The sequence below is a fragment of the Streptomyces tibetensis genome (assembly GCF_040647715.1).
GTDB lineage: Bacteria > Actinomycetota > Actinomycetes > Streptomycetales > Streptomycetaceae > Streptomyces > Streptomyces tibetensis_A.
Genome location: NZ_JBEZCR010000025.1, coordinates 13,106 through 33,863 on the forward strand (window position 1 = coordinate 13,106; position 20,758 = coordinate 33,863).

The window sequence follows — 20,758 nt, forward strand, 5'->3', positions numbered from 1 at the left end:
AATGCGTTTGCATCTCATGCATATGCATGTAGTGTCTCCGCCATGACCTCTCCGCTCATCTCCCCCACGTCCGAGGGGCGTTGGACGCCACGGCTGTGGGGCACCCTGCTCGTGCTCTGCGCCGCGATGTTCCTGGACGCCCTGGACGTGTCCATGGTCGGCGTCGCCCTGCCGTCCATCGGCGCAGACCTCGGCCTGTCGACCTCGTCCCTGCAATGGATCGTCAGCGGCTACATCCTGGGCTACGGCGGCCTGCTGCTCCTCGGCGGACGCGCCGCCGACCTGCTGGGCCGGCGTCAGGTGTTCCTGGTGGCCCTCGCCGTCTTCGCACTCGCCTCGCTGCTCGGCGGCCTGGTCGACTCGGGGCCCCTGCTCATCGCCAGCCGCTTCATCAAGGGCCTGAGCGCGGCCTTCACGGCACCCGCGGGCCTGTCGATCATCACCACGACGTTCCCCGAGGGCCCGCTGCGCAACCGCGCCCTCGCCATCTACACCACCTGCGCGGCCACCGGCTTCTCCATGGGCCTGGTCCTCTCGGGCCTGCTCACCGAGGCCAGTTGGCGCCTGACCATGCTGCTGCCCGCGCCCATCGCCCTGATCGCGCTCGTCGCCGGTCTGAAGCTGCTGCCGCGCAGCGAACGGGAGAAGGACCACAACGGCTACGACGTCCCCGGCGCCCTCCTCGGCACCGCCTCGATGCTGCTGCTCGTCTTCACTGTCGTCCAGGCACCGGAGGTCGGCTGGGCGTCGGCCCGCACCCTGCTGTCCTTCCTCGCGGTGGCCGCGCTGCTGACGGTGTTCGTCCTGGTGGAGCGACGCTCGGCGGGACCGTTGATCCGGCTCGGCGTGCTGCGCTCCGGCAGTCAGATCCGCGCCCAGCTCGGCGCGATGGCCTTCTTCGGCTCGTATGTCGGCTTCCAGTTCCTGGCGACGCTCTACATGCAGTCGCTGCTGGGCTGGTCGGCGCTGCACACGGCCCTCGCCTTCCTGCCCGCGGGCGCGCTGGTGGCGGTGTCGTCGACGAAGGTGGGCGCGATCGTCGACCGGTTCGGCACCCAGCGGCTGATCGCGGCCGGCTTCGCGCTCATGGTCCTCGGATACGCACTGTTCCTGCGCGTCGACCTGGACCCGGTGTACGCCGCGGTGATCCTGCCGAGCATGCTGCTGATCGGCGCCGCCTGCGCCCTGGTCTTCCCGTCGCTCAACATCCAGGCCACCAACGGCGTCGACGACCACGAGCAGGGCATGGTCTCCGGCCTGCTCAACACCTCCGTCCAGGTCGGCGGCGCGATCTTCCTGGCCGTCATCACGGCCGTGGTGACCGCCGGCGCCCCCTCGGACCCCACTCCGCAGGCCGTCCTGGACAGCTACCGGCCCGGGTTCATGGTCGCCACGGGCATCGCCGTCGCCGGCCTGCTGATCACCCTCACCGGTCTGCGGCCGCGCCGTGGAAGGACGTCCGCGGGGCCGTCCGTCGTCGTCGCCAGGTCCACCCCGAAGGAGGCGGAGCGCGTCGCCGTACGCGACTAGCGCGACCGGGGGGAGCGCCTCCGATCCTGCGCCCGGCGGGCTGCCTTGCCCGCCGGGCGCACCCCTGTTTGACTCGCCGTATGACCAGTCACGGGGGACGGCGCAGTCAGGCCGAACGGGATGCCATCACCGTCGAGATCGGGTACGCGCTGTGCAGCGCGGCCTTCGCGGCGGCGGTGGTCTTCGGGGCCGTGGCCGGGCCCGCCTTTTTCTTCGACCTGCCGCAGACGCCGGAGCGCCTGCTGGTGCGGGCCGGTCTGGTGCTCGCGCCGGTGCTCTTCGCCGCCCGGGTCGTCAGTGTGCTGCTCCGGTTCCGGAGGGCGGATCAGCCCAGCCAGCCCGGCCGCACCAGCCCCGACTCGTAGGCCAGCACGACCAGTTGGGCCCGGTCGCGGGCGCCGAGCTTCACCATCGTGCGGCTGACGTGGGTCTTGGCGGTGAGCGGGCTGACCACCAGGCGGCGGGCGATCTCCTCGTTGGACAGACCCATCCCGACCAGTGCCATCACCTCGCGCTCCCGCTCGGTGAGCCGCTCGAGTTCGCCGGCCGCCGCCGGTTCCTTGGACCGGGAGGCGAACTCGGAGATCAGCCGCCGCGTCACACCCGGCGACAGCAGTGCGTCGCCCGCGACCACCGCCCGTACGGCACGCAGGAGTTCCTCCGGCTCGGTGTCCTTGACCAGGAAGCCGGAGGCGCCGGAACGGATCGCCTCGAAGACGTACTCGTCGAGCTCGAACGTGGTGAGCATGACCACCTTGACGTCCCCCAGCCCCGGGTCGGCGGTGACCTGCCGGGTCGCGGCCAGACCGTCGAGTTCCGGCATGCGGATGTCCATCAGCACGACATCGGGCCGCAGTTCACGGATCCGGCGCACGGCCTCCGCGCCGTCGGCGGCCTCCGCGGCCACCTCGATGTCGGGCTGCGCGTCGAGCAGCGCCCGGAATCCCGCCCTCACCAGTGACTGGTCGTCGGCGAGCAGTACACGGATCACCGGTCCTCCTGTCTCGGTCCGGCGGACGCACCGGCGGACGCCGACAGCGGCAGCACGGCGAGCACCCGGAACCCTCCGTCGGGGCGGGGGCCCGCCTCGATGGTGCCACCCAGGGCGGCAGCCCGCTCCCGCATCCCGGCGAGCCCGTTGCCGCTGCCGCCCGCGTCGGCGCCGGTCGCGGGTCCGTCGTCGTCCACGCGCAGCCGCAGAACGCCCGCGTCGTGCGCGAGGTGCACGCGCGCGTGCCGTGAACCCGAGTGCCGTACGACGTTGGTCAGGGCCTCCTGGACGATCCGGAAGGCGGCGAGGTCCGTGCCCGGCCCCAGACGCGGCGGCTCGCCCTCGACGTCCACCGTGAGGCCCGCGCTCGCGGCCTGCTCCACCAGTTCGGGCAGCCGGTCGAGGCCGGGCGCGGGGGTGCGCGGCGCATCGCCGGGGGCGCGCAGGGTGTCGAGCACCTGGCGTACCTCGCCGAGCGCTTCCTTGCTCTGGTCCTTGATCGTGGTGAGGGCGGTGCGGGCCTGCTCGGGGTCGGTGTCGAGCAGTGCGAGGCCGACGCCCGCCTGGACGTTGATGACGGAGATGCTGTGGGCGAGGACGTCGTGCAGCTCCCGCGCGATCCGCAGCCGCTCCTCGTCGGCCCGCCGCCGTGCCGCCTCGGCCCGCTCGGCCCGTTCACGGGCCCACTGCTCGCGCCGGACACGGAACAGCTCCGACACCGCCGCGACGGCCACCACCCAGGTGGCGACCACGATCTCCTCCCCCCACGAGACGGCGGAGTCCCCGGACGGGGGCAGCCACGTGAAGAGCCAGTGCGCCACCAGGACGTGCCCGGCCCAGAGCATGCCCATCGCGGTCCACGCCGCCCGGCGGTGCCCGGCGACGATGGCGCTGAAGCAGGCCAGGGCGACGGTGAAGAGCACCGGCCCGTAGGGGTACCCGGCCCCCAGATAGACCATGACGGCGGCCGCCGTCCCGAACACCACGGCCACCGGATGCCGCTTCCGCCACAGCAGCATCCCCCCGGCCACCAGTAGCAGCACCCGCGCGAAGAGATCCAGCTCCGCCCGCTCGCCCTGCTGTCCATGGGCGGCGAAGTTCGACCCGGCCAGGACGAAGACGGTCACCAGGACCGTGGAACGCCAGGGCCACCGCGGCTCCCGCCCCTCCTCCCGGTCCCACGGCGCGGGCCCGGGCCGCCACCGCTGCGGCGGACCGCCCCGCGCATTGTGCTCGTCCATACCGGCAACGCTAGACGGCCCGCTCCCGCAGCCGCGTCACCCTCGCGTGGTGATCACGCGTACTCCCCGGGAAGTACGCCCGCTCACCGGGGCGGTGGCCTAGTCGGGCCCGGGCACCAGCCCCACTCCCCTGGCGAGTTGCTCCGCCGCGTGCCGGAAGAACGTCTCCCGGTCCTCCACCACCCTGTTGAACTGGCCGAACAGTTCGAAGCCGACCAGTCCGTACAGCTGGGCCCAGGCCGCGACGAGTGCGGTCACGACCTCCGGAGGGAGATCCGGGGCGAGGTCGGCGGACATCCGTTCGGCCTCCGGGCGGAGGGCGACCGGCAGCGAGGGCCGGGCCAGGCCCGGGCCGTGGTGGGCGTCGCGCGCGATGCCGATGAGCAGGAGGCCGACGCGGGCGGCGGCCGGGACGGTGACCTCGGGGGCCGTGTAGCCGGGCACGGGCGATCCGTAGATCAGGGCGTACTCGTGCGGATGGTCCAGCGCCCAGCGCCGCACCGCCTCGCAGACCGCGATCCACTGCTCGAAGGGGCCGGCCGCTGCGTCACGGGCCGCCTCGTGGGCCGACTCGGCGCTCTCGCCGAGGGAGTCGTAGGCGTCGATGATGAGTGCGGTGAGCAGGTCGTCACGGCTGGGGAAGTAGCGGTACAGCGCGGAGGAGACCATGCCCAGCTCACGGGCGACGGCCCGCAGGGAGAGCCGGGCGGCACCCTCCGCCGCGAGCTGTCTGCGGGCCTCGTCCTTGATGGCCGCGGTCACTTCGATCCTGGCCCGGGCACGGGCGCCGTGTGCGGTGCTCATGCCCGGCAGTCTCCCATGAACATAGATCACTGCCCACAAAGGAGAGCGGTGAACAAAAAAGAGATCAGCGCTCTTGCTATGGCGCACCCGTCTCATGCAGACTGGCATCAGAAAGAGCGAGAGCAGTGCTCACAGAAGGGAGCACTGCTTCGCACCACACGAGGGGGCCCCGATGTCCACGCACGTCCAGAAGCCCGGCTGGTTCACCGTCAACGTCTTCAACCGCTTCGTGGCCTGGCTGACCCGCCGCGGCATCAGCGTCTGGGGCTCCCGCGTCCTCGCCGTCCGGGGCCGCAAGAGCGGCCAGTGGCGCACGACCCCGGTCAACCTGCTGACCCTGGACGGCAAGCAGTACCTGGTCGCGCCCCGCGGCCATGTGCAGTGGACGCACAACATGCGCGCCGCGGGCGGCGGTGAACTGCACCTCGGCAAGCACGTGGACACCTTCACCGCGGCCGAGGTCGGCGACGACGACAAGAGCCCGATCCTGCGCGCCTACCTCAAGCGCTGGAAGGCGGAGGTCGGGGTCTTCTTCAACGGAGTCGGCCCCGACTCCCCGGACGACGAGCTGCGCCGCATCGCCCCGGACCACCCCGTCTTCGAGATCACTCGGACGAGCTGACCTCCGCGGCCGCGGAGGGACGGCGGTCCAGCGCGGTCAGGGCCCGCTGGGCCACCGGGTGGGTGCGGACGATCTCGCCCAGCGACGTCGAGCCCTGGGCGATCTCCTTGAACGCCTTCCACGCCGGGCGGAAACCCGTCAGCGCCGCGTGGAACAACCCGGGACGGCGCTCGAACACCGTCAGCAGCCGCCTGCCGACGCTCATCTCCACCCCGAGCCCGGCCTTGATCGCGAACGCGTAGTTGAGAGCCTGCCGTCGGGTGTCCACGGCGTCGTGCGCCTCGGCGATCCGCACCGCCCACTCCCCCGCGAGCCGTCCGGAGCGCAGCGCGAAGGAGATGCCCTCACGGGTCCACGGCTCCAGCAGCCCCGCCGCGTCACCGCACACCAGCACGCGCCCGCGCGAGAGCGGCGAGTCGTCGGACCGGCAGCGCGTCAAGTGCCCCGAGGAGATGCTCGGTTCGAACCCGGCGAGGCCAAGCCGGCCGATGAACTGCTCCAAGTACCGCTTGGTCGCGGCGCCTTCGCCACGAGCCGAGATGACCCCGACCGTGAGGGTGCCGCCCTTGGGGAAGACCCAGCCGTAACTGCCGGGGATGGGGCCCCAGTCGATGAGCACCCGGCCCTTCCAGTCCTCCGCGACGGTGTCCGGCACGGGAATCTCCGCCTCGAGACCGAGATCGACCTGGTCCAGCTTCACTCCGACGTGCGCCCCTATCCGGCTGGCGCTGCCGTCCGCCCCGACCACGGCCCGTGCGAGCACGACCTCGCCGCCCTGCAGGACCACGGCGACGGTGCGCCGGTCCGGCACCGTCGAGCCGTGCTGCTCGACCCGCTGGACGGTGACGCCCGTGCGCAGCTCGGCGCCCGCCTTCTGCGCGTGCTCGACCAGCCGCTGGTCGAACTCGGGCCGGTTGATCAGCCCGAAGAGCATCTGCTTGGAGCGGCGCGTGCGCGTGAAGCGGCCGTTGTTCGAGAACGTCACCGCGTGCACCCGGTCCCTGAGCGGCAGCTCGAAGCCGGGCGGCAGGGCGTCACGCGAGGGGCCGATGATGCCGCCGCCGCACGTCTTGTACCGCGGCAGCTCCGCCTTCTCCAGCAACAGCACGCGTCTGCCGGCCACCGCCGCCGCGTACGCGGCCGAAGCGCCCGCGGGTCCCGCGCCCACCACGACGACGTCCCACACCTGCCGCACGTCGTCCGCCGAAGAGTTCTCGCTGCTCACGATGGTCTGTTGCTCCCGATCAAAGCCGCCTGCCGCTGTCCTACGCATCCTACGGCGGCGGTCACCGCAGGCCGCTGTGGGAGGATCGGCGGCGTGGGTGGCCCTTACACGGGGACGCGCCCGCACCACACGATCACGCGTACCGAGAGGTACGCATCCTTACAACGTCGCACCCACGAGGAGCGTGCCCATGTCGTCGAATCCGGTCGCCGAGACCGTCGCCTCGCTGATGCCCAGGGCGAAGCAGGAGCTCACCGAGCTGGTGGCCTTCCGGTCGGTGGCGGACTTCGACCAGTTCCCGAGGAGCGAGAGCGAGGGCGCCGCCCGCTGGGTCGCCGACGCGCTCACCGCCGAGGGCTTCGAGGAGGTGGCCCTGCTGGACACCCCCGACGGTACGCAGTCGGTCTACGGCTACCTGCCGGGCCCCGAGGGCGCGAAGACGGTCCTGCTCTACGCCCACTACGACGTGCAGCCGCCGCTGGACGAGGCCGGCTGGACGACCCCGCCCTTCGAGCTGACCGAGCGGGACGGGCGCTGGTACGGGCGCGGCGCCGCCGACTGCAAGGGCGGCCTGGTCATGCACCTGCTGGCGCTGCGCGCACTGAAGGCCAACGGCGGTGTGCCCGTCCATGTGAAGGTGATCGCCGAGGGTTCGGAGGAGATGGGCACCGGCGGTCTGGAGCGGTACGCCGAGGAGCACCCCGCCCTGCTGGAGGCGGACACGATCGTCATCGGTGACGCGGGCAACTTCCGCGTCGGCCTGCCGACCGTCACCTCCACCCTGCGCGGCATGACGATGGTGCGTGTCCAGGTCGACACCCTCGCGGGCAATCTGCACTCGGGCCAGTTCGGCGGTGCCGCGCCCGACGCGCTGGCGGCGTTGATCCGTGTGCTGGACTCGCTGCGCGCCGAGGACGGTTCGACGACCGTCGACGGGCTCTCGGCCGACGCGGGCTGGGAAGGGCTGCAGTACGAGGAGGAGCAGTTCCGGCAGGACGCCAAGGTCCTGGACGGCGTCGAACTGATCGGCTCCGGGACGGTCGCCGACCGCATCTGGGCGCGCCCTGCCGTCACCGTCCTCGGCATCGACTGCCCGCCCGTGGTCGGCGCCACCCCGTCCGTGCAGGCCGGTGCCCGCGCGCTGATCAGCCTGCGGGTGCCGCCGGGCGTGGACGCGGGCGAGGCGACCAAGCTGCTTCAGGCGCATCTGGAAGCGCACACGCCGTGGGGTGCGCGGGTGAGCACCGAGCAGATCGGCCAGGGCCAGCCGTTCCGCGCCGACACCACCAGCCCGGCGTACCGGGCCATGGCGGCCGCGATGGCGGTGGCCTACCCGGGCCAGGAGATGCAGTACGCGGGACAGGGCGGCTCCATCCCGCTGTGCAACACGCTGGCCGCGCTGTACCCGCGTGCGGAGATCCTGCTCATCGGACTGAGCGAGCCCGAGGCGCAGATCCACGCGGTGAACGAGAGCGTGTCCCCGCAGGAGCTGGAGCGGCTGTCGGTGGCGGAGGCCCTGTTCCTGCGCACCTACGCGGCGAGCTGACCGCTCTGCCCTCGGCAGAAGGCCCTCGTCCGCGAACGGGGGCCTTTCCTAAGGTCGTCCCATGGACGTCATCGAGCTGTTGCCCCGTCTGCACCTGCTGCGCTTCCCGGTCGGCCAGGCCTACCTGTGGCGCGACGGCGGCGAACTGAACCTGGTCGACGCCGGGCCGGCCGGCTCCGGCGCCCCGATCGCCGAGGCGGTGACGGCCCTGGGCATGCGTCCCCGGGACGTGCGGCGGATCGTGCTCACCCACTTCCACGAGGACCACGCGGGCGGGGCGGCCGAGTTCGCCGCGCTGAGCGGTGCCGAGGTGCTCGTCCACCGGCTGGACGCGCCCGTCGTGCGCGGCGATGCCCCGGGCCCGCAGCCGGTGTTCGAGGAGTGGGAGCGGCCGCTGCACGAGCAGGCGGTGAGGCTGCTGCCCAAGGGGGACGTCATCCGGCCGCAGGAGGTCACCGAGGTGTCGGACGGCGACGTGCTGGACCTGGGCGGCGGGGCACGGGTCGTGCACGTGCCGGGGCACACGCAGGGCAGCATCGCGCTCCATCTCCCGCGGCACGGCGTGCTGTTCACGGGTGACACGGTCGCCGCCTCGCCCGTCGACGGCGCCGTGATTCCCGGTGTGTTCAACCTCGATCGCGCGCAGGTCCTCACGGCCTGCGCGCGACTGGCCGAACTGGACCCGGACGTGGCCTGCTTCGGTCACGGCGAGCCGGTGACCTCCCGGGCGGCCCGGGCACTGCGCGACGCGGCGCACGCGTAGCCCGCCCGAGGCCGCAGTCCCTCCGGACGGGCATGACCCGAACGCCAGACGCCGGCACCGGTCAGACAGTTTCTAGCCGAGGGCCGGGTCCAGGACGATGTCCTCCTCGCGCGCGGTGACGGACGGCTCCTCGGGGAAGTGGCAGGCGGTCAGGTGCCCCGAGGGGCTGCCCTCGACGCGTACCAGCGGTGGCTCCTCCCGTGCGCACTTGTCCTGCGCCTTCCAGCAGCGGGTGCGGAAGCGGCAGCCGGAGGGCGGGTCGATCGGGGAGGGCACGTCCCCCGCCAGCCGGATGCGCTCACGCCGTCCGACGGCGTCCGGGTCGGCCTCGGGTACGGCGGACAGCAGCGCGTGTGTGTAGGGGTGCCGGGGCCGCGTGTAGAGCGACTCCCGATCGGCGACCTCGACGATCTTCCCGAGGTACATGACGGCGACCCGCTCGGAGAAATGCCGTACGACGGCCAGGTCGTGGGCGATGAAGACGAAGGCGATGCCGAACTCCCGCTGGAGGTCCTGGAGCAGGTTGACGACCTGCGCCTGGATGGAGACGTCCAGCGCGGAGACGGGCTCGTCGGCCACGATCAGCTTCGGCCTGAGGGCGAGGGCGCGGGCGATGCCGATGCGCTGGCGCTGACCGCCGGAGAACTCGTTCGGGTAGCGGTTGTAGTGCTCGGGGTTGAGACCGACCGTCTCCAGGAGTTCCTGGGCACGCTTCTTGTGGCCCTGGGACGGGTTGATGCCGTTGAGCCGCATCGGCGTCTCGATGATGGTGCCGACGGTGTGGCGGGGGTTCAGCGACGAGTAGGGGTCCTGGAAGATCATCTGGAGGTTGCGGCGGGCCTCCCGCATCCGTGCGGCGGGCTGGTGCGTGATGTCCTCGCCGTCGAACACGACGGAACCGCCGGTGGGTTCGAGCAGCCGGGTGATCAGGCGGCCGGTGGTCGACTTGCCGCAGCCGGACTCGCCGACCAGGCCCAGCGACTCGCCGGGACCGACCGAGAAGTCGATGCCGTCGACGGCGCGGACGGCACCGATCTGCCGCTGGAAGATGATGCCCTGCCGGATCGGGAAGTGCTTCTGCAGACCGCGTACCTCCAGCAGGCTCTCGCCGTGGCTCTCGCCGGCGGGGCGGTCGGTGCTCTGCCCGGTGCGGGGCTCGGTGGTGCTCACGGCATGGTCCCTTTCGTCCGCCGGCGTCATCGCGCGGCCCCTGCGGCCGCGGCGTCCCGGTCGTCCGGGCCGGCCCCGCCGCGGATCTCCTGCTTGGCGTCATCGCTCAGATGGCAGGCGGCGAGGTGCCTCTCGCTGCCGGAGACGAGGCGCAGTTCGGGCCGTTCCGCCGGGCAACGGCCTTCCGCCACCCAGCCCTTGTAGGCGCAACGAGGGTGGAAGGAGCAGCCGTCCGGCAGGTTGATCAGGCTCGGCGGGGTGCCGGGGATCGGGTTGAGCCGTTCGCCGACGTCGCCGCCGAGGTGCGGCATCGACTGCAACAGGCCCCAGGTGTAGGGGTGCTGGGGCTGCTTGAGCACCTCGCGGGTGGTGCCGTACTCGATGCGGCGGCCGCCGTACATGACCAGGATGTCGTCGGCGATGTCGGAGACGACGCCGAGGTCGTGGGTGATGATGACGACGGCGGAGCCGAACTCCTCCTGGAGGTCGCGGATGAGGTCCAGGATCTGCGCCTGGACGGTGACGTCCAGGGCGGTGGTGGGCTCGTCGGCGATGAGCAGGGCGGGGTCGCACACCAGCGACATGGCGATCATGGCGCGCTGGCGCATGCCGCCGGAGAACTGGTGCGGGTAGTCCCTGACCCGGCGCTCGGGCTGCGGGATGCCGACCCGCTTCAGCATCTCCACCGCGCGGTCCTTCGCCTCCTTCTTGGAGACCTTGTGGTGCACCCGGTAGGCCTCGGCGATCTGGGAGCCGACGGTGAAGAAGGGGTGCAGCGCGGACAGCGGGTCCTGGAAGATCATGGACACGGTGCGGCCGCGCAGGGCACGCATCCCGGCCTCGGGCAGGGCCACGAGCTCCCTGCCCTCCAGCCAGATCTCGCCGGAGACCTGGGCGCGGGTGCCCTTGTGGAGTCCGAGCAGGGCCAGTGAGGTCACCGACTTGCCGGAGCCGGACTCGCCGACGATGCCGAGGGTCCTGCCCTTCTCCAGGGTGAAGGAGACGCCGTCGACGGACTTGACGAGGCCGTCCTCGGTCGGGAAGTGCACCCTCAGGTCGCGTACGTCGAGGAAGGGTGCGGGCGCGGGGGTGACGTCCGCGGGCTGCGGTGAGGTCGATACGGACACGGGTGTTCCTAAGGACGAAGAAGGGCTCAGGCGAGGCGCACGCGCGGGTCGACGAGGCCGTACACCAGGTCGACGACGACGTTGGCGAGGACGACGAACGTCGCGGCGAAGAGCGTGGTGCCGAGGATGACCGGCAGGTCGGAGTTCTGGACGGAGTCGACGGCGAGTTTGCCGATGCCGTTGATGCCGAACACCGACTCGGTGATGACCGCGGAGCCGCCGATCAGTGAGCCGACGTCCATGCCGAAGATGGTGATGATCGGGGTGATCGCGGCCCGCAGTCCGTGCTTGAGGACGACGGTGGCGGCCGGCAGGCCCTTGGCGCGGGCCGTGCGCATGTAGTCCTCGGAGAAGACCTCCAGCATGGAGGAGCGGGTGAGCCGGGTGTACATCGCGAGGTAGACGATGACCAGGGTGGCCCACGGCAGGATCAGTCCCTGGAACCAGCCGGCCGGGTCCTCGGTGAAGGGCGTGTAGCCGGAGGTCGGCAGGATCTGGAACTTGTCCACGAAGAGGTAGAGCAGCAGCAGACCGATGAAATAGATCTGCACCGACACCCCGAACAGGGCGAGTCCCACCGCCGCCTTGTCGGCGGCCCGGCCCCTGCGCACCGCCGCGACGGTGCCGAGGCCGACGCCCAGGATCAGGAACGCCACGGCGGCGCCGAGCCCGAGGGAGAGGTCCGCCGGGAAGTCCTGAAGGAGGGTGGTCAGGACGGGCGTGTCGGTCTGGAAGGAGATGCCGAGGCAGGGCGCGCCGCAGTGGATGCGGACGCTCTGGTCGCCGTAGTCACGGCCCACGACCAGCCCCTTGACGAACTCCCAGTACTGCGTCAGGTAGCTCTGGTCCAGGCCCAGCGAGTGCTTGATCTCCGCGAGGCGGGAGGGCGAGCAGGTCTTTCCGCAGGCCAGGAGCGCGGGGTTGGACGGCAGCGCGAAGAAGATGAAGAAGGTGATGGTGGTGATCACCAGCATGATCACGGCCGCTGCCAGCAGGCGTCTGATGAGGTAACGAAACATGGGGTGCCGGGACCTGACGTGAGTGGGGTGCCCGCCGGCGGCCGTGGCCGCCGGCGGGGTTCAGAGGGGTTGCGTCACTGCTTGATGTAGGCGTGCACCAGGCTGGGTTCGGCCATGATCGAGTCGTCGATGACGCCGCCGACCTTCGAGCCGCTCACCTCGCTGAAGTTCATGTACATCAGCGGGACCACGGCGGCGTCCTTGAGGATCTGCTCGTCCAGCTCCCCGTAGGCCGCGTTGCGCTGCTTGATGTCGGTCATCTTGCCGATCTTGTCGATCTGCGCGTTGACCTTCGGGTCGTTCAGGTAGGCGAGGTCGTTGTTGGACTGCGGGAGCTTCTTGATCTGGCGTCCGTCGAAGAGGGTGGGCAGCACGGTGGAGGCGTTGGGCCAGTCCGCGATCCAGTCGCCCCAGGTCAGGTCGTACTGGTTCTTCACGTTGTCGACGGTGCTGAAGTAGTTGTTCTTGTCGATCGGGGTGATGTTCACCGTGACGCCGATCTTCGCGAGCGCGGTCTTCACGGCGTCCGCGAAGTGCTCGTGCGTGGGGATGTTCTCCACGGCGAGGGACATCGTCGGCTTGGGGTTTCCGGCCTGCTTCATCAGGGCCTTGGCCTTGGTGAGGTCACCGGCGGGGTTGCTGCTGTAGAGGTTGAAGTCCTTGTGGCCGTCGATGCCGGGGGCGAGCATCGTGGTGGCGTAGTTGCCGTAGGCCGAACCGCCGAAGGCGCCGCGTACGGTGGTCTTGTCGATGGCGTACTCGATGGCCTGGCGGACCTTCAGGTCCTTGACCCGGTTCATGTTGATCGCCAGGTAGTTGATGCCCGGGGCGGGGATCTTGTAGTAGCGCGACTTGAGCGACGGGTCGCCGGCCATCGTCGTCAGGTCGGAGCCGGCGATCGGCGTCTGGGTGATCGCGGTCTGTGCGGATCCGCCGTCGGACTTGATCTGCTGGTCGATGGCGGCCTGGTCCTGCCCGAACTTCGCGTCGATCTCGTCGAGGTTCTGCTGCCGGATCGGGTCGTTCGACTGGCTCCAGTTCTTGTTCCGGACGAGGACCATTTCCTTGTTCTTGGTGTACGACTTGATCATGTAGGGCCCGTCGGACCAGACATGGGTGTCGTACGTGGCGCCCGTGTCGTGGGCCTTGGGCACGCCCGACCACCCGGTCATCGCGGTCGTCTCGTTGAAGTCGGCGACCGGCTGGTTGAGATGGAAGACGATGGTGTACTTGTCCGGCGTCTGGATCGAGGACAGCTGCTTGCCCTGGTACGGGCCCTTGTAGGAGTCACCGCCGACCAGCCACTGACTCGCGTACGGCGGTCCGCCGTTGATGTCCGGGGAGAAGGCCCGCTCGACGCCGTACTTGACGTCCTGCGCGGTGACCTCGCTGCCGTCCTGCCACTTGACCCCGTGGCGCAGGTGGAACGTCCACACCGTGGCGCCCTTGCTCGGCGTTCCGGTGTCGGTCGCCAGGTCGCCGACCAGCTTGGGCTGGGAGCCCGTCTCGTCCCATCCGGTGAGGGTGCGCACGAGTTCGTAGTCCATGCTCGAACCCTCGGTGGTGTACGTCCGCTGAGGGTCGATGTGGTTGAAGTCGGCGTCGTCGAGGATGGTCAGCGTGCCGCCCTTCGACGGGGAGCCGCCGGCGCTGTTGCCGGAGGACCCTCCGCATGCGGTGGCTCCGAGGGCGATCACCACGGCGGTTGCCGTGAGAGCGACCGTGCGCGATCTGCGCGTGGTACGCGTGGTGCGCGTCATGGGGGAAACTCCGTTTCTTGCTACGGGCTCGGCGGCCGTTCGTGGGACCGCCGGGGCGACACTCGGGGGGGGGTGGCTCGTCAGCCGCGCCGGGCGCGGGGATCCAGGGCGTCCCGGACGCCGTCCCCGAGCAGGTTGAGCGCCAGCACGAGGAGGAAGAGCAGGACGCCGGGCACGACGAGGTACATCGGGTCCTGGAGGAAGAACTGGGAGGCGTCCGACAGCACGGCTCCCCAGTCGGGGTTGGGAGGGATGACGCCCACGCCCAGGTACGACAGCGCCGCCTCGGTGGTGATGTTCTGCGGGACGGCGAGCGCGAAGGAGATCAGGATCGGCGCCCACAGGTTGGGCAGCAGTTGCCGGAAGAGGATGTGCCGGCGGCCGGCGCTCATCAGCCGCGCGGCGTCGACGAACTCCCGTTCGCGCAAGGACAGCACCTGCCCGCGCACCAGGCGGGCGGTGTAGGCCCAGGCGAAGACCGCGATGTTGAGGACCAGGACGAGCAGCCGGAGGTTCTCGTCGGTGCCGCCGTGGCTGTTGGTCTGCAGGGCGTTCTGGATCACCGGGGTGAGCGCGATGATGAACAGCAGCTGGGGGAACGCCAGCATCACGTCCATGATCCGGGACAGCAGGGAATCGACCCAGCCGCCGAAATAACCGGCGGCGAGCCCGGCCACCACACCGACCGCGGTGGACAGCAAGGCCGAGGCGAATCCCACGTAGAGCGACGTGCGCAGGCCGTAGACGATGCGGGCGAACAGGTCATAACCCGTGCCCGGTTCGACGCCGAGCAGGTGCTCGGTGCTGATGCCGCCCAGCGATCCGTAGGGGAAATTACCCGTGTCCGGATTGATCGCCTTGTTGTCGGGGGTGATCGGCCCCCAGCCGGTCAGTGCGGTGAGCACCGGGGCGAGGAGCGCGATCGCGATGAACAGGAGGGTGGCCACGAGGGCGACGGTGGTGACCTTGTCCCGCCTGATCCGCCGCCAGGCCATCCGGGCCGGTGAGCGGCCGGCGACTGCCGTGCCGTCGGGTCTGGAGCCTTGGGTCGACGGCTCGGGCAGCAGCGCGGTGCCGCCGCCGGTGTCGACCGGCTGGTGTTGCGTGGTCATCGTACGGACATCCCGGATCTGCCCCTGAGGCAAGGAAATTGGGTGGCGGTCGTTGCTTCCGCCGTGAGACTCTGCGGACTTTCGCAACCGTGTGCGAGCCCGGTCAAGCCGCGCAGGGGCGAGAAAAGGGATTGTTTGCTGAGATGGAAAAGTGTTGACGAGAGCGGGGAATGCGATTACCCGGGGCGTGAGTGTTCGCGGGAGATTCCTTGGGCAGCGATTGGCCGTGGCCACGCCTTCGTTTCCTTTTGCTTTTCCCTCGGAATCCCCCGTGCCGGGTAAAGGGGGCGGGCGGCGGGCCCGGCGTCAGCCGACCGGCACCCCGGCTTCCAGGTAGAGCGCGGCTCCGCGTTCGCGTGCCCGCAGCGCCCAGCGCAGCCGCTCGTAGCGCACGGGGGGCAGCAAACCGGCGGCCTCCGCCTCGGTGACGAACCGCCAGGCGCGCAGCTCGGGGCCGGGAAGCAGCAGCCGTCCGGCCTCGGCGGAGTGCAGCAGGCCGCCGTCGAAGAGGAGGCGCAGACCGCCGAACGCGGGGGGCGCGGGGCGCTCCCAGTCGACGACGAGCAGGCCCGGCACCTCGTCGAGGTGGATGCCGGTCTCCTCGGCGACCTCTCGCACTCCGGCGCGCGCGGGCGCCTCTCCGGGTTCGACGACACCGCCGGGGAACTCCCAGCCGGCCTTGTACGTGGGGTCGACGAGCAGCACCCGGTCCTGCTCGTCGAAGAGGAGCACTCCGGCGGCGACGGTCTCGGCGGTGGGCTCGGGCGTCTGGACGATGTCGCAGACGGGCACCGACCCCTCGGTGACGGCCTCGGCGATGCGCACGGCCGTCTCGTACGGAGTGAGGTCGCTGGTGTCGACCGGGTGGGCGTCGGCGGTGAGCCAGGAGGCGAGGGCGGTCCGGTACGGCTCGATGTGGTCGAAGGACCACTGACGTATTCGCATGTCGCCGTCGGGGAGGTCCCGGGGCACCTCACGGCCCGCTATACGTTCCCGCAGTATCGTTTCGGCCGGAGCGAGCAGGATGTGGCTGACCGGGATCCTGCGCGCGGCGAGGCCGCCGAAGATCTCGTCGCGGTACTCCTGGCGCAACAGGGTCATGGGCACGACGAGGGTCCCGCCGAGCTCGGCGAGCATCGCGGCCGCCGTGTCGATCACGAGCCGTCGCCAGATCGGCAGGTCCTGGAAGTCGCCGACCTCGGCGAGGTGTTTGGGTGGCAGCAGGTGGGCTAGCGCGCCGCCGATGACCTCCGGGTCGAAGAGCGTGCTGTTCGGGATCAGTTCGATCAGTTCCCGTGCGGTGGTGGTCTTCCCCGCACCGAACGCGCCGTTGATCCAGACGACGGTCACAGGTCCCCCTCTTCTGTTGGCCCCCTGAGGCTTGCCCGCTCCACCCTGCCACGAAAACCAGCCGCAGTTGAGAGCGCGTGACGACGGCGCCGGCGCCCCCTCTCATGCGAGGGAGCGCCGGCGCCGTGCACCGTGGCCGGGACGGCCCGTCAGCCCTTCTTCTGGGCGCCCTTCTTCTGGACGCTCTTCTTCTTGTGTACGCCGTTCTTCGCGTCCATGGACAGGCCTTCCCCGGCAACGGTCTGGTCGAGCGTCTTGAGGGTCTCGTCCACGTTGATGGCGGGGAGCTTGTCTCCGATGGCGTGCGACGGGGTGATCGCCGCGACGGCGAAGCCGGTGGCCAGAGAGGCGATGGCGAGCATGCTGCGCTTCTTCATGCCTCACACAACTGCCGGACGGGCCCCGGGGTCACGCCACTGGGCCGTTCGGGCGAAGCGGCGGCTTCACCCGGGGCCGGCGCCCCAGGTGCCGGAGCCGCCGCCGCGCCACTCGATCAGCCCCGTGGCCGCCACGTACGCCGCGTCCGCGTCCTCGATCCCCGCCCGCCGCAGGAACTCGGCGACGTCGAGCGGCCCGTAGGCGATGCCGAGGAACTGGCCGTCCACACGGACCCTTCGGCCGCCGTCCGCGGCGGGCGGGTAGACCACGACGGGTTTCTCGGACGCCATGGCACCAGGGTGCGCGGGGACCGTGCCGGCCGCGCGCCGGGATGGGCCGTTCAGCCCGCCTTGCGCTTCGGCCGGAACTCGTGCACGTCGGCGGTGAGGGTGCCGTCCTGCTGCTCGTAGTGGGACAGGGCGAGGCCGAGACCGAAGAAGGTGGGTGCCCACTCTCCGACGAAGATGCCCCAGCGGTCGGCGCGGGCGAGGCCGGTGCCTGCTTCCATCTTCATGGAACCCATCCAGGCGACGACGCTGAGGCCGATGGAGGCCATGCCCGCCATGTACGCGTGCTCGCTGCGGACGCCCATCTCGTGCATCTTCTTGATGATCATCTGCGGCTCCGTTCCGTGGGGGGGATTCAGGAGACGGAGTGCCCTCGACCCGCGCCGATATTCACGGTATTTCTACTTTAAGTCCGATATGGAGGCCGTGAGGCGTCCCGCAGCAGTCGCTGTCACGGCCTCCAAGGGCCCCGTCAGGCGCCCACGTAGGCCGCCAGGTGCTCGCCGGTCAGCGTGGAGCGGGCCTCGACGAGGTCGGCCGGCGTGCCCTCGAAGACGATCCGGCCGCCGTCGTGGCCCGCGCCGGGGCCGAGGTCGATGATCCAGTCGGCGTGCGCCATGACCGCCTGATGGTGCTCGATCACGATGACCGACTTGCCGGAGTCGACGAGCCGGTCGAGGAGGCCGAGCAGCTGCTCCACGTCCGCGAGGTGGAGCCCGGTGGTCGGCTCGTCGAGCACGTACACACCGCCCTTCTCACCCATGTGCGTGGCCAGCTTGAGCCGCTGCCGCTCGCCGCCGGACAGTGTGGTGAGCGGCTGGCCGAGGGTGAGGTAGCCGAGACCGACGTCCGCGAGCCGCTGGAGGATCCTGTGCGCGGCGGGCGTGCGGGCCTCACCGCTGCCGAAGAACTCCTCGGCCTCGGTCACGGGCATCGCCAGCACCTCGCTGATGTCGCGGCCGCCGAGGCGGTACTCCAGCACCGACGCCTCGAACCGCCTGCCCTCGCACTCCTCGCAGGGCGTTGCCACGCTCTGCATGATCGCCAGGTCGGTGTAGATGACACCGGCGCCGTTGCAGGTGGGGCAGGCGCCTTCGGAGTTGGCGCTGAACAGGGCCGGCTTCACACCGTTGGCCTTGGCGAAGGCCTTGCGGATCGGGTCGGCCAGCCCGGTGTACGTCGCCGGGTTGCTGCGCCGGGATCCGCGGATCGGGGTCTGGTCGATCGCGACCACGCCCTCCTCGGCGGGGATGGAGCCGTGTACCAGAGAGCTCTTGCCGGAACCCGCGACGCCGGTGACGACGGTGAGGACGCCGAGCGGGATGTCGACGTCGACGCCCTGCAGGTTGTTCGCCGAGGCGCCCCGGATCTCCAGCGCGCCGGTGGGCTTGCGGACCGTCGCCTTGGTCTTGGCCCGGTCGTCGAGGTGCCGCCCGGTGACGGTGCCGCTGCCCCGCAGCCCCTCCAGGGTGCCCTCGAAACAGACGGCGCCGCCCGCCGTGCCGGCGCCGGGGCCGAGGTCCACGACGTGGTCGGCGATGGCGATCGTCTCCGGCTTGTGCTCCACGACCAGCACGGTGTTGCCCTTGTCCCGCAGGCGCAGCAGGAGGTTGTTCATCCGCTGGATGTCATGGGGGTGCAGGCCGATGGACGGCTCGTCGAAGACGTAGGTGACATCCGTGAGTGAGGAGCCGAGGTGGCGGATCATCTTGGTGCGTTGCGCCTCGCCGCCGGAGAGCGTGCCGGACGACCGGTCGAGCGAGAGGTAACCCAGGCCGATCTCCACGAACGAGTCGAGGGTGTGCTGGAGCTTGGTCAGCAGCGGGGCCACCGACGGCTCGTCCAGCCCTCGCACCCACTCCGCCAGGTCGCGGATCTCCATCGCGCAGGCGTCCGCGATGTTGACCTCTCCGATCTTCGAGGAGCGGGCGAGCTCGCTGAGCCGGGTGCCGTCGCACTCGGGGCAGCGGGTGAAGGTGACCGCCCGGTCCACGAAGGCCCGGATGTGCGGCTGCATCGACTCGCGATCCTTGGAGAGGAAGCTTTTCTGGAGCTTCGGGATCAGCCCCTCGTAGGTGAGGTTGACCCCGTTGATCTTCACCTTGACCGGCTCGCGGTACAGGAAGTCGTGTCGCTCCTTCTTGCTGTAGTCGCGGATCGGCTTGTCCTTGTCGAAGAAGCCCGACTCGGCGATGACCCGCACCACCCAGCCGTCACCGGTGTAGGTGGGGATGGTGAACGGGTCCTCGGACAGCGACTTGGAGTCGTCGTAGAGCTGGGTGAGGTCGATGTCGGAGACCGTGCCCCGGCCCTCGCAGTGCGTGCACATACCGCCGGTGCGGCTGAAGGACACCTTCTCGGTCCTGGTCCTGTCGGCGCCGCGGTCCACCGTGAAGCCACCACTCGCCGAGACCGAGGCGGTGTTGAACGAGAACGCGCCGGGCGGGCCGATGTGCGGTGTGCCGAGCCGGCTGAAGAGGATCCGCAGCATCGCGTTGGCGTCGGTGGCGGTGCCGACGGTGGAGCGGGGATCGGACCCCATGCGCTGCTGGTCGACGGCGATCGCGGTCGTCAGGCCGTCGAGAACGTCGACCTCGGGCCGGGCCAGGTTCGGCATGAAGCCCTGCAGGAAGGCGCTGTAGGTCTCGTTGATCAGCCGCTGCGACTCCGCGGCGATCGTGTCGAACACCAGGGAGCTCTTGCCCGAGCCGGAGACACCGGTGAACACCGTGAGCCGCCGCTTCGGAATCTCGATGCTGACGTCCCTGAGGTTGTTCTCGCGTGCGCCGTGCACGCGGATCACGTCATGGCTGTCGGCAACGTGCGGCCCGGGCGACCGGCTGTCCGTCGTCGTGGCCTTGCTCATGGTGTCTCCATCTGTCGGGCGGCGCTGCCGCGCTCGGGCGATCTCGAACCCCGCGCCCCTCCCGGGAGGGGCGCGGGGAGTGCGGTGCGGGGGCTGCTACGGCGCCTTCAGCTGCTGGATGCGGACCATGTTGCCCGCGGGGTCGCGGAAGGCGCAGTCGCGCACGCCGTAGGGCTGGTCCACCGGCTCCTGGACCACCTCGGCGTCGCCCGCCTGCACCCGCTCGAAGGTGGCGTCGACGTCGGTGGTGGCCAGGACGATGCTCGCGTAGGTGCCCTTGGCCATCATCTCGGCGATGGTGCGGCGCTCGTCCTCGGTGACGCCGGGGTCGGCGGCCGGCGGGTGCAGCACGATGTTCGTGCCGGGCTGGCCGACGGGGCCGACCGTGATCCAGCGCATGCCCTGGTACCCGACGTCGTTCCTGACTTCGAAGCCGAGGGTGTCGCGGTAGAACGCCAGGGCGGCGTCCGGGTCGTCGTGCGGAAGGAAACTGGCGTGAATGCGAAGGTCCATGGCCCTCACGCTAGTTTCGGCCGGGGGCGGGCGCTTCTCGATTCCTGATCGGTCTGGTCACCTGCTTCGCCACGCACGAGGGAATCCCGGCCGTCGCGCGCGCCGCGTCGCGCCGGTAGGCACTGGGCGGCATGCCCACCAGCTCGGTGAAACGGGTGCTGAAGGTGCCCAGCGACGCGCAGCCGACCTCGAAGCACACCTCGGTGACGCTGAGGTCGCCCCGGCGCAGCAGCGCCATCGCGCGCTCGATGCGCCGCGTCATGAGGTAGCTGTACGGCGACTCGCCGTACGCCTGCCGGAACGCGCGGCTGAGGTGCCCGGCCGACATGTGCACGCCCCGCGCAAGCGCCTCGACGTCCAGAGGCTTCGCGTACTCGCGGTCGATGCGGTCCTTGACGCGCCGCAGTCGGGCGAGGTCACGCAGGTGCTGCGCCGAGGCGGGTCTGCTGCTCAC

The 20,758-nt window shown here is 70.5% G+C and carries 21 protein-coding genes; 5 read left to right on the forward strand and 16 right to left on the reverse strand.

The window, feature by feature from the left end:
* Nucleotides 1-42 precede the first annotated feature (42 nt).
* Both AB0B29_RS37260 and AB0B29_RS37265 read left to right on the forward strand, forming a co-directional pair.
* Nucleotides 43-1,530 (forward strand): MFS transporter, encoded by a 1,488-nt coding sequence (locus AB0B29_RS37260; RefSeq protein WP_362247120.1) that lies wholly within the window; start codon nucleotides 43-45, stop codon nucleotides 1,528-1,530.
* A gap of 80 nt (nucleotides 1,531-1,610) precedes the next feature.
* Nucleotides 1,611-1,895, forward strand: coding sequence for a DUF6332 family protein (locus AB0B29_RS37265; RefSeq protein ID WP_362247122.1), 285 nt, complete (start codon nucleotides 1,611-1,613; stop codon nucleotides 1,893-1,895).
* On the opposite strand, the gene AB0B29_RS37270 is transcribed toward AB0B29_RS37265, so the two are convergent.
* The 3 genes from AB0B29_RS37270 to AB0B29_RS37280 all read right to left on the reverse strand — a co-directional run bounded on the left by AB0B29_RS37270 (nucleotide 1,856) and on the right by AB0B29_RS37280 (nucleotide 4,566).
* A complete protein-coding gene (locus AB0B29_RS37270; protein WP_362247124.1) occupies nucleotides 1,856-2,521 on the reverse strand; it encodes a response regulator transcription factor in 666 nt (221 codons plus the stop codon). The genes AB0B29_RS37265 and AB0B29_RS37270 overlap by 40 nt on opposite strands.
* Nucleotides 2,518-3,762, reverse strand: a complete 1,245-nt coding sequence (locus tag AB0B29_RS37275; RefSeq protein WP_362247126.1) for a sensor histidine kinase — start codon at nucleotides 3,760-3,762, stop codon at nucleotides 2,518-2,520. The genes AB0B29_RS37270 and AB0B29_RS37275 overlap by 4 nt, the downstream gene beginning before the upstream one ends.
* Before the next feature lie 99 nt (nucleotides 3,763-3,861).
* Nucleotides 3,862-4,566 (reverse strand): TetR/AcrR family transcriptional regulator, encoded by a 705-nt coding sequence (locus tag AB0B29_RS37280; protein WP_362247128.1) that lies wholly within the window; start codon nucleotides 4,564-4,566, stop codon nucleotides 3,862-3,864.
* 172 nt (nucleotides 4,567-4,738) lie between these two features.
* On the opposite strand from AB0B29_RS37280, the gene AB0B29_RS37285 reads away from it, so the two are divergent.
* On the forward strand, nucleotides 4,739-5,188 hold the full coding sequence (locus AB0B29_RS37285; RefSeq protein WP_362247130.1) for a nitroreductase family deazaflavin-dependent oxidoreductase: 450 nt from the start codon (nucleotides 4,739-4,741) through the stop codon (nucleotides 5,186-5,188).
* Here the strand turns inward: AB0B29_RS37285 and AB0B29_RS37290 are convergent.
* The gene (locus AB0B29_RS37290; RefSeq protein WP_362247132.1) at nucleotides 5,172-6,413 is read right to left on the reverse strand and encodes a geranylgeranyl reductase family protein; all 1,242 of its coding nucleotides are present in this window, start codon (nucleotides 6,411-6,413) and stop codon (nucleotides 5,172-5,174) included. The genes AB0B29_RS37285 and AB0B29_RS37290 overlap by 17 nt on opposite strands.
* A 190-nt stretch (nucleotides 6,414-6,603) precedes the next feature.
* Between AB0B29_RS37290 and AB0B29_RS37295 the strand changes: the two genes are divergently transcribed.
* Nucleotides 6,604-7,959: a dipeptidase gene (locus AB0B29_RS37295; RefSeq protein WP_362247134.1), complete on the forward strand. Its 1,356-nt coding sequence runs from the start codon at nucleotides 6,604-6,606 to the stop codon at nucleotides 7,957-7,959.
* Between the two features lie 61 nt (nucleotides 7,960-8,020).
* Nucleotides 8,021-8,722, forward strand: a complete 702-nt coding sequence (locus AB0B29_RS37300; RefSeq protein WP_362247136.1) for an MBL fold metallo-hydrolase — start codon at nucleotides 8,021-8,023, stop codon at nucleotides 8,720-8,722.
* 72 nt (nucleotides 8,723-8,794) lie between these two features.
* Here the strand turns inward: AB0B29_RS37300 and AB0B29_RS37305 are convergent, their stop codons facing one another.
* The 12 genes from AB0B29_RS37305 to AB0B29_RS37360 all read right to left on the reverse strand — a co-directional run bounded on the left by AB0B29_RS37305 (nucleotide 8,795) and on the right by AB0B29_RS37360 (nucleotide 20,758).
* Entirely contained in the window at nucleotides 8,795-9,922 is a 1,128-nt protein-coding gene (locus tag AB0B29_RS37305) for an ABC transporter ATP-binding protein (RefSeq protein WP_362247138.1), read from the reverse strand.
* Complete coding sequence (locus AB0B29_RS37310) at nucleotides 9,919-11,019, reverse strand: ABC transporter ATP-binding protein (RefSeq protein WP_362247140.1); 1,101 nt, start codon at nucleotides 11,017-11,019, stop codon at nucleotides 9,919-9,921. The genes AB0B29_RS37305 and AB0B29_RS37310 overlap by 4 nt, the downstream gene beginning before the upstream one ends.
* A 26-nt stretch (nucleotides 11,020-11,045) precedes the next feature.
* Nucleotides 11,046-12,038 carry an ABC transporter permease gene (locus AB0B29_RS37315; RefSeq protein ID WP_362247142.1) on the reverse strand — a complete coding sequence of 331 codons (993 nt, stop codon included), beginning with the start codon at nucleotides 12,036-12,038 and terminating at the stop codon, nucleotides 11,046-11,048.
* Between the two features lie 74 nt (nucleotides 12,039-12,112).
* Nucleotides 12,113-13,798 carry an ABC transporter substrate-binding protein gene (locus tag AB0B29_RS37320; protein WP_362247144.1) on the reverse strand — a complete coding sequence of 562 codons (1,686 nt, stop codon included), beginning with the start codon at nucleotides 13,796-13,798 and terminating at the stop codon, nucleotides 12,113-12,115.
* A gap of 80 nt (nucleotides 13,799-13,878) precedes the next feature.
* Nucleotides 13,879-14,910 (reverse strand): ABC transporter permease, encoded by a 1,032-nt coding sequence (locus tag AB0B29_RS37325; RefSeq protein ID WP_362247145.1) that lies wholly within the window; start codon nucleotides 14,908-14,910, stop codon nucleotides 13,879-13,881.
* A gap of 306 nt (nucleotides 14,911-15,216) precedes the next feature.
* Nucleotides 15,217-16,260 carry an NUDIX hydrolase gene (locus AB0B29_RS37330; protein ID WP_362247147.1) on the reverse strand — a complete coding sequence of 348 codons (1,044 nt, stop codon included), beginning with the start codon at nucleotides 16,258-16,260 and terminating at the stop codon, nucleotides 15,217-15,219.
* A 149-nt stretch (nucleotides 16,261-16,409) separates the two neighbouring features.
* A complete protein-coding gene (locus AB0B29_RS37335; RefSeq protein ID WP_362247149.1) occupies nucleotides 16,410-16,637 on the reverse strand; it encodes a hypothetical protein in 228 nt (75 codons plus the stop codon).
* 66 nt (nucleotides 16,638-16,703) lie between these two features.
* A complete protein-coding gene (locus tag AB0B29_RS37340; RefSeq protein ID WP_362247151.1) occupies nucleotides 16,704-16,928 on the reverse strand; it encodes a hypothetical protein in 225 nt (74 codons plus the stop codon).
* 50 nt (nucleotides 16,929-16,978) lie between these two features.
* Nucleotides 16,979-17,254 (reverse strand): hypothetical protein, encoded by a 276-nt coding sequence (locus AB0B29_RS37345; RefSeq protein ID WP_362247153.1) that lies wholly within the window; start codon nucleotides 17,252-17,254, stop codon nucleotides 16,979-16,981.
* A gap of 143 nt (nucleotides 17,255-17,397) precedes the next feature.
* Nucleotides 17,398-19,791 (reverse strand): excinuclease ABC subunit UvrA, encoded by a 2,394-nt coding sequence (locus tag AB0B29_RS37350; protein WP_362247155.1) that lies wholly within the window; start codon nucleotides 19,789-19,791, stop codon nucleotides 17,398-17,400.
* A gap of 96 nt (nucleotides 19,792-19,887) precedes the next feature.
* A complete protein-coding gene (locus tag AB0B29_RS37355; protein ID WP_361870359.1) occupies nucleotides 19,888-20,304 on the reverse strand; it encodes a VOC family protein in 417 nt (138 codons plus the stop codon).
* 10 nt (nucleotides 20,305-20,314) lie between these two features.
* Entirely contained in the window at nucleotides 20,315-20,758 is a 444-nt protein-coding gene (locus tag AB0B29_RS37360) for a helix-turn-helix transcriptional regulator (protein WP_362247157.1), read from the reverse strand.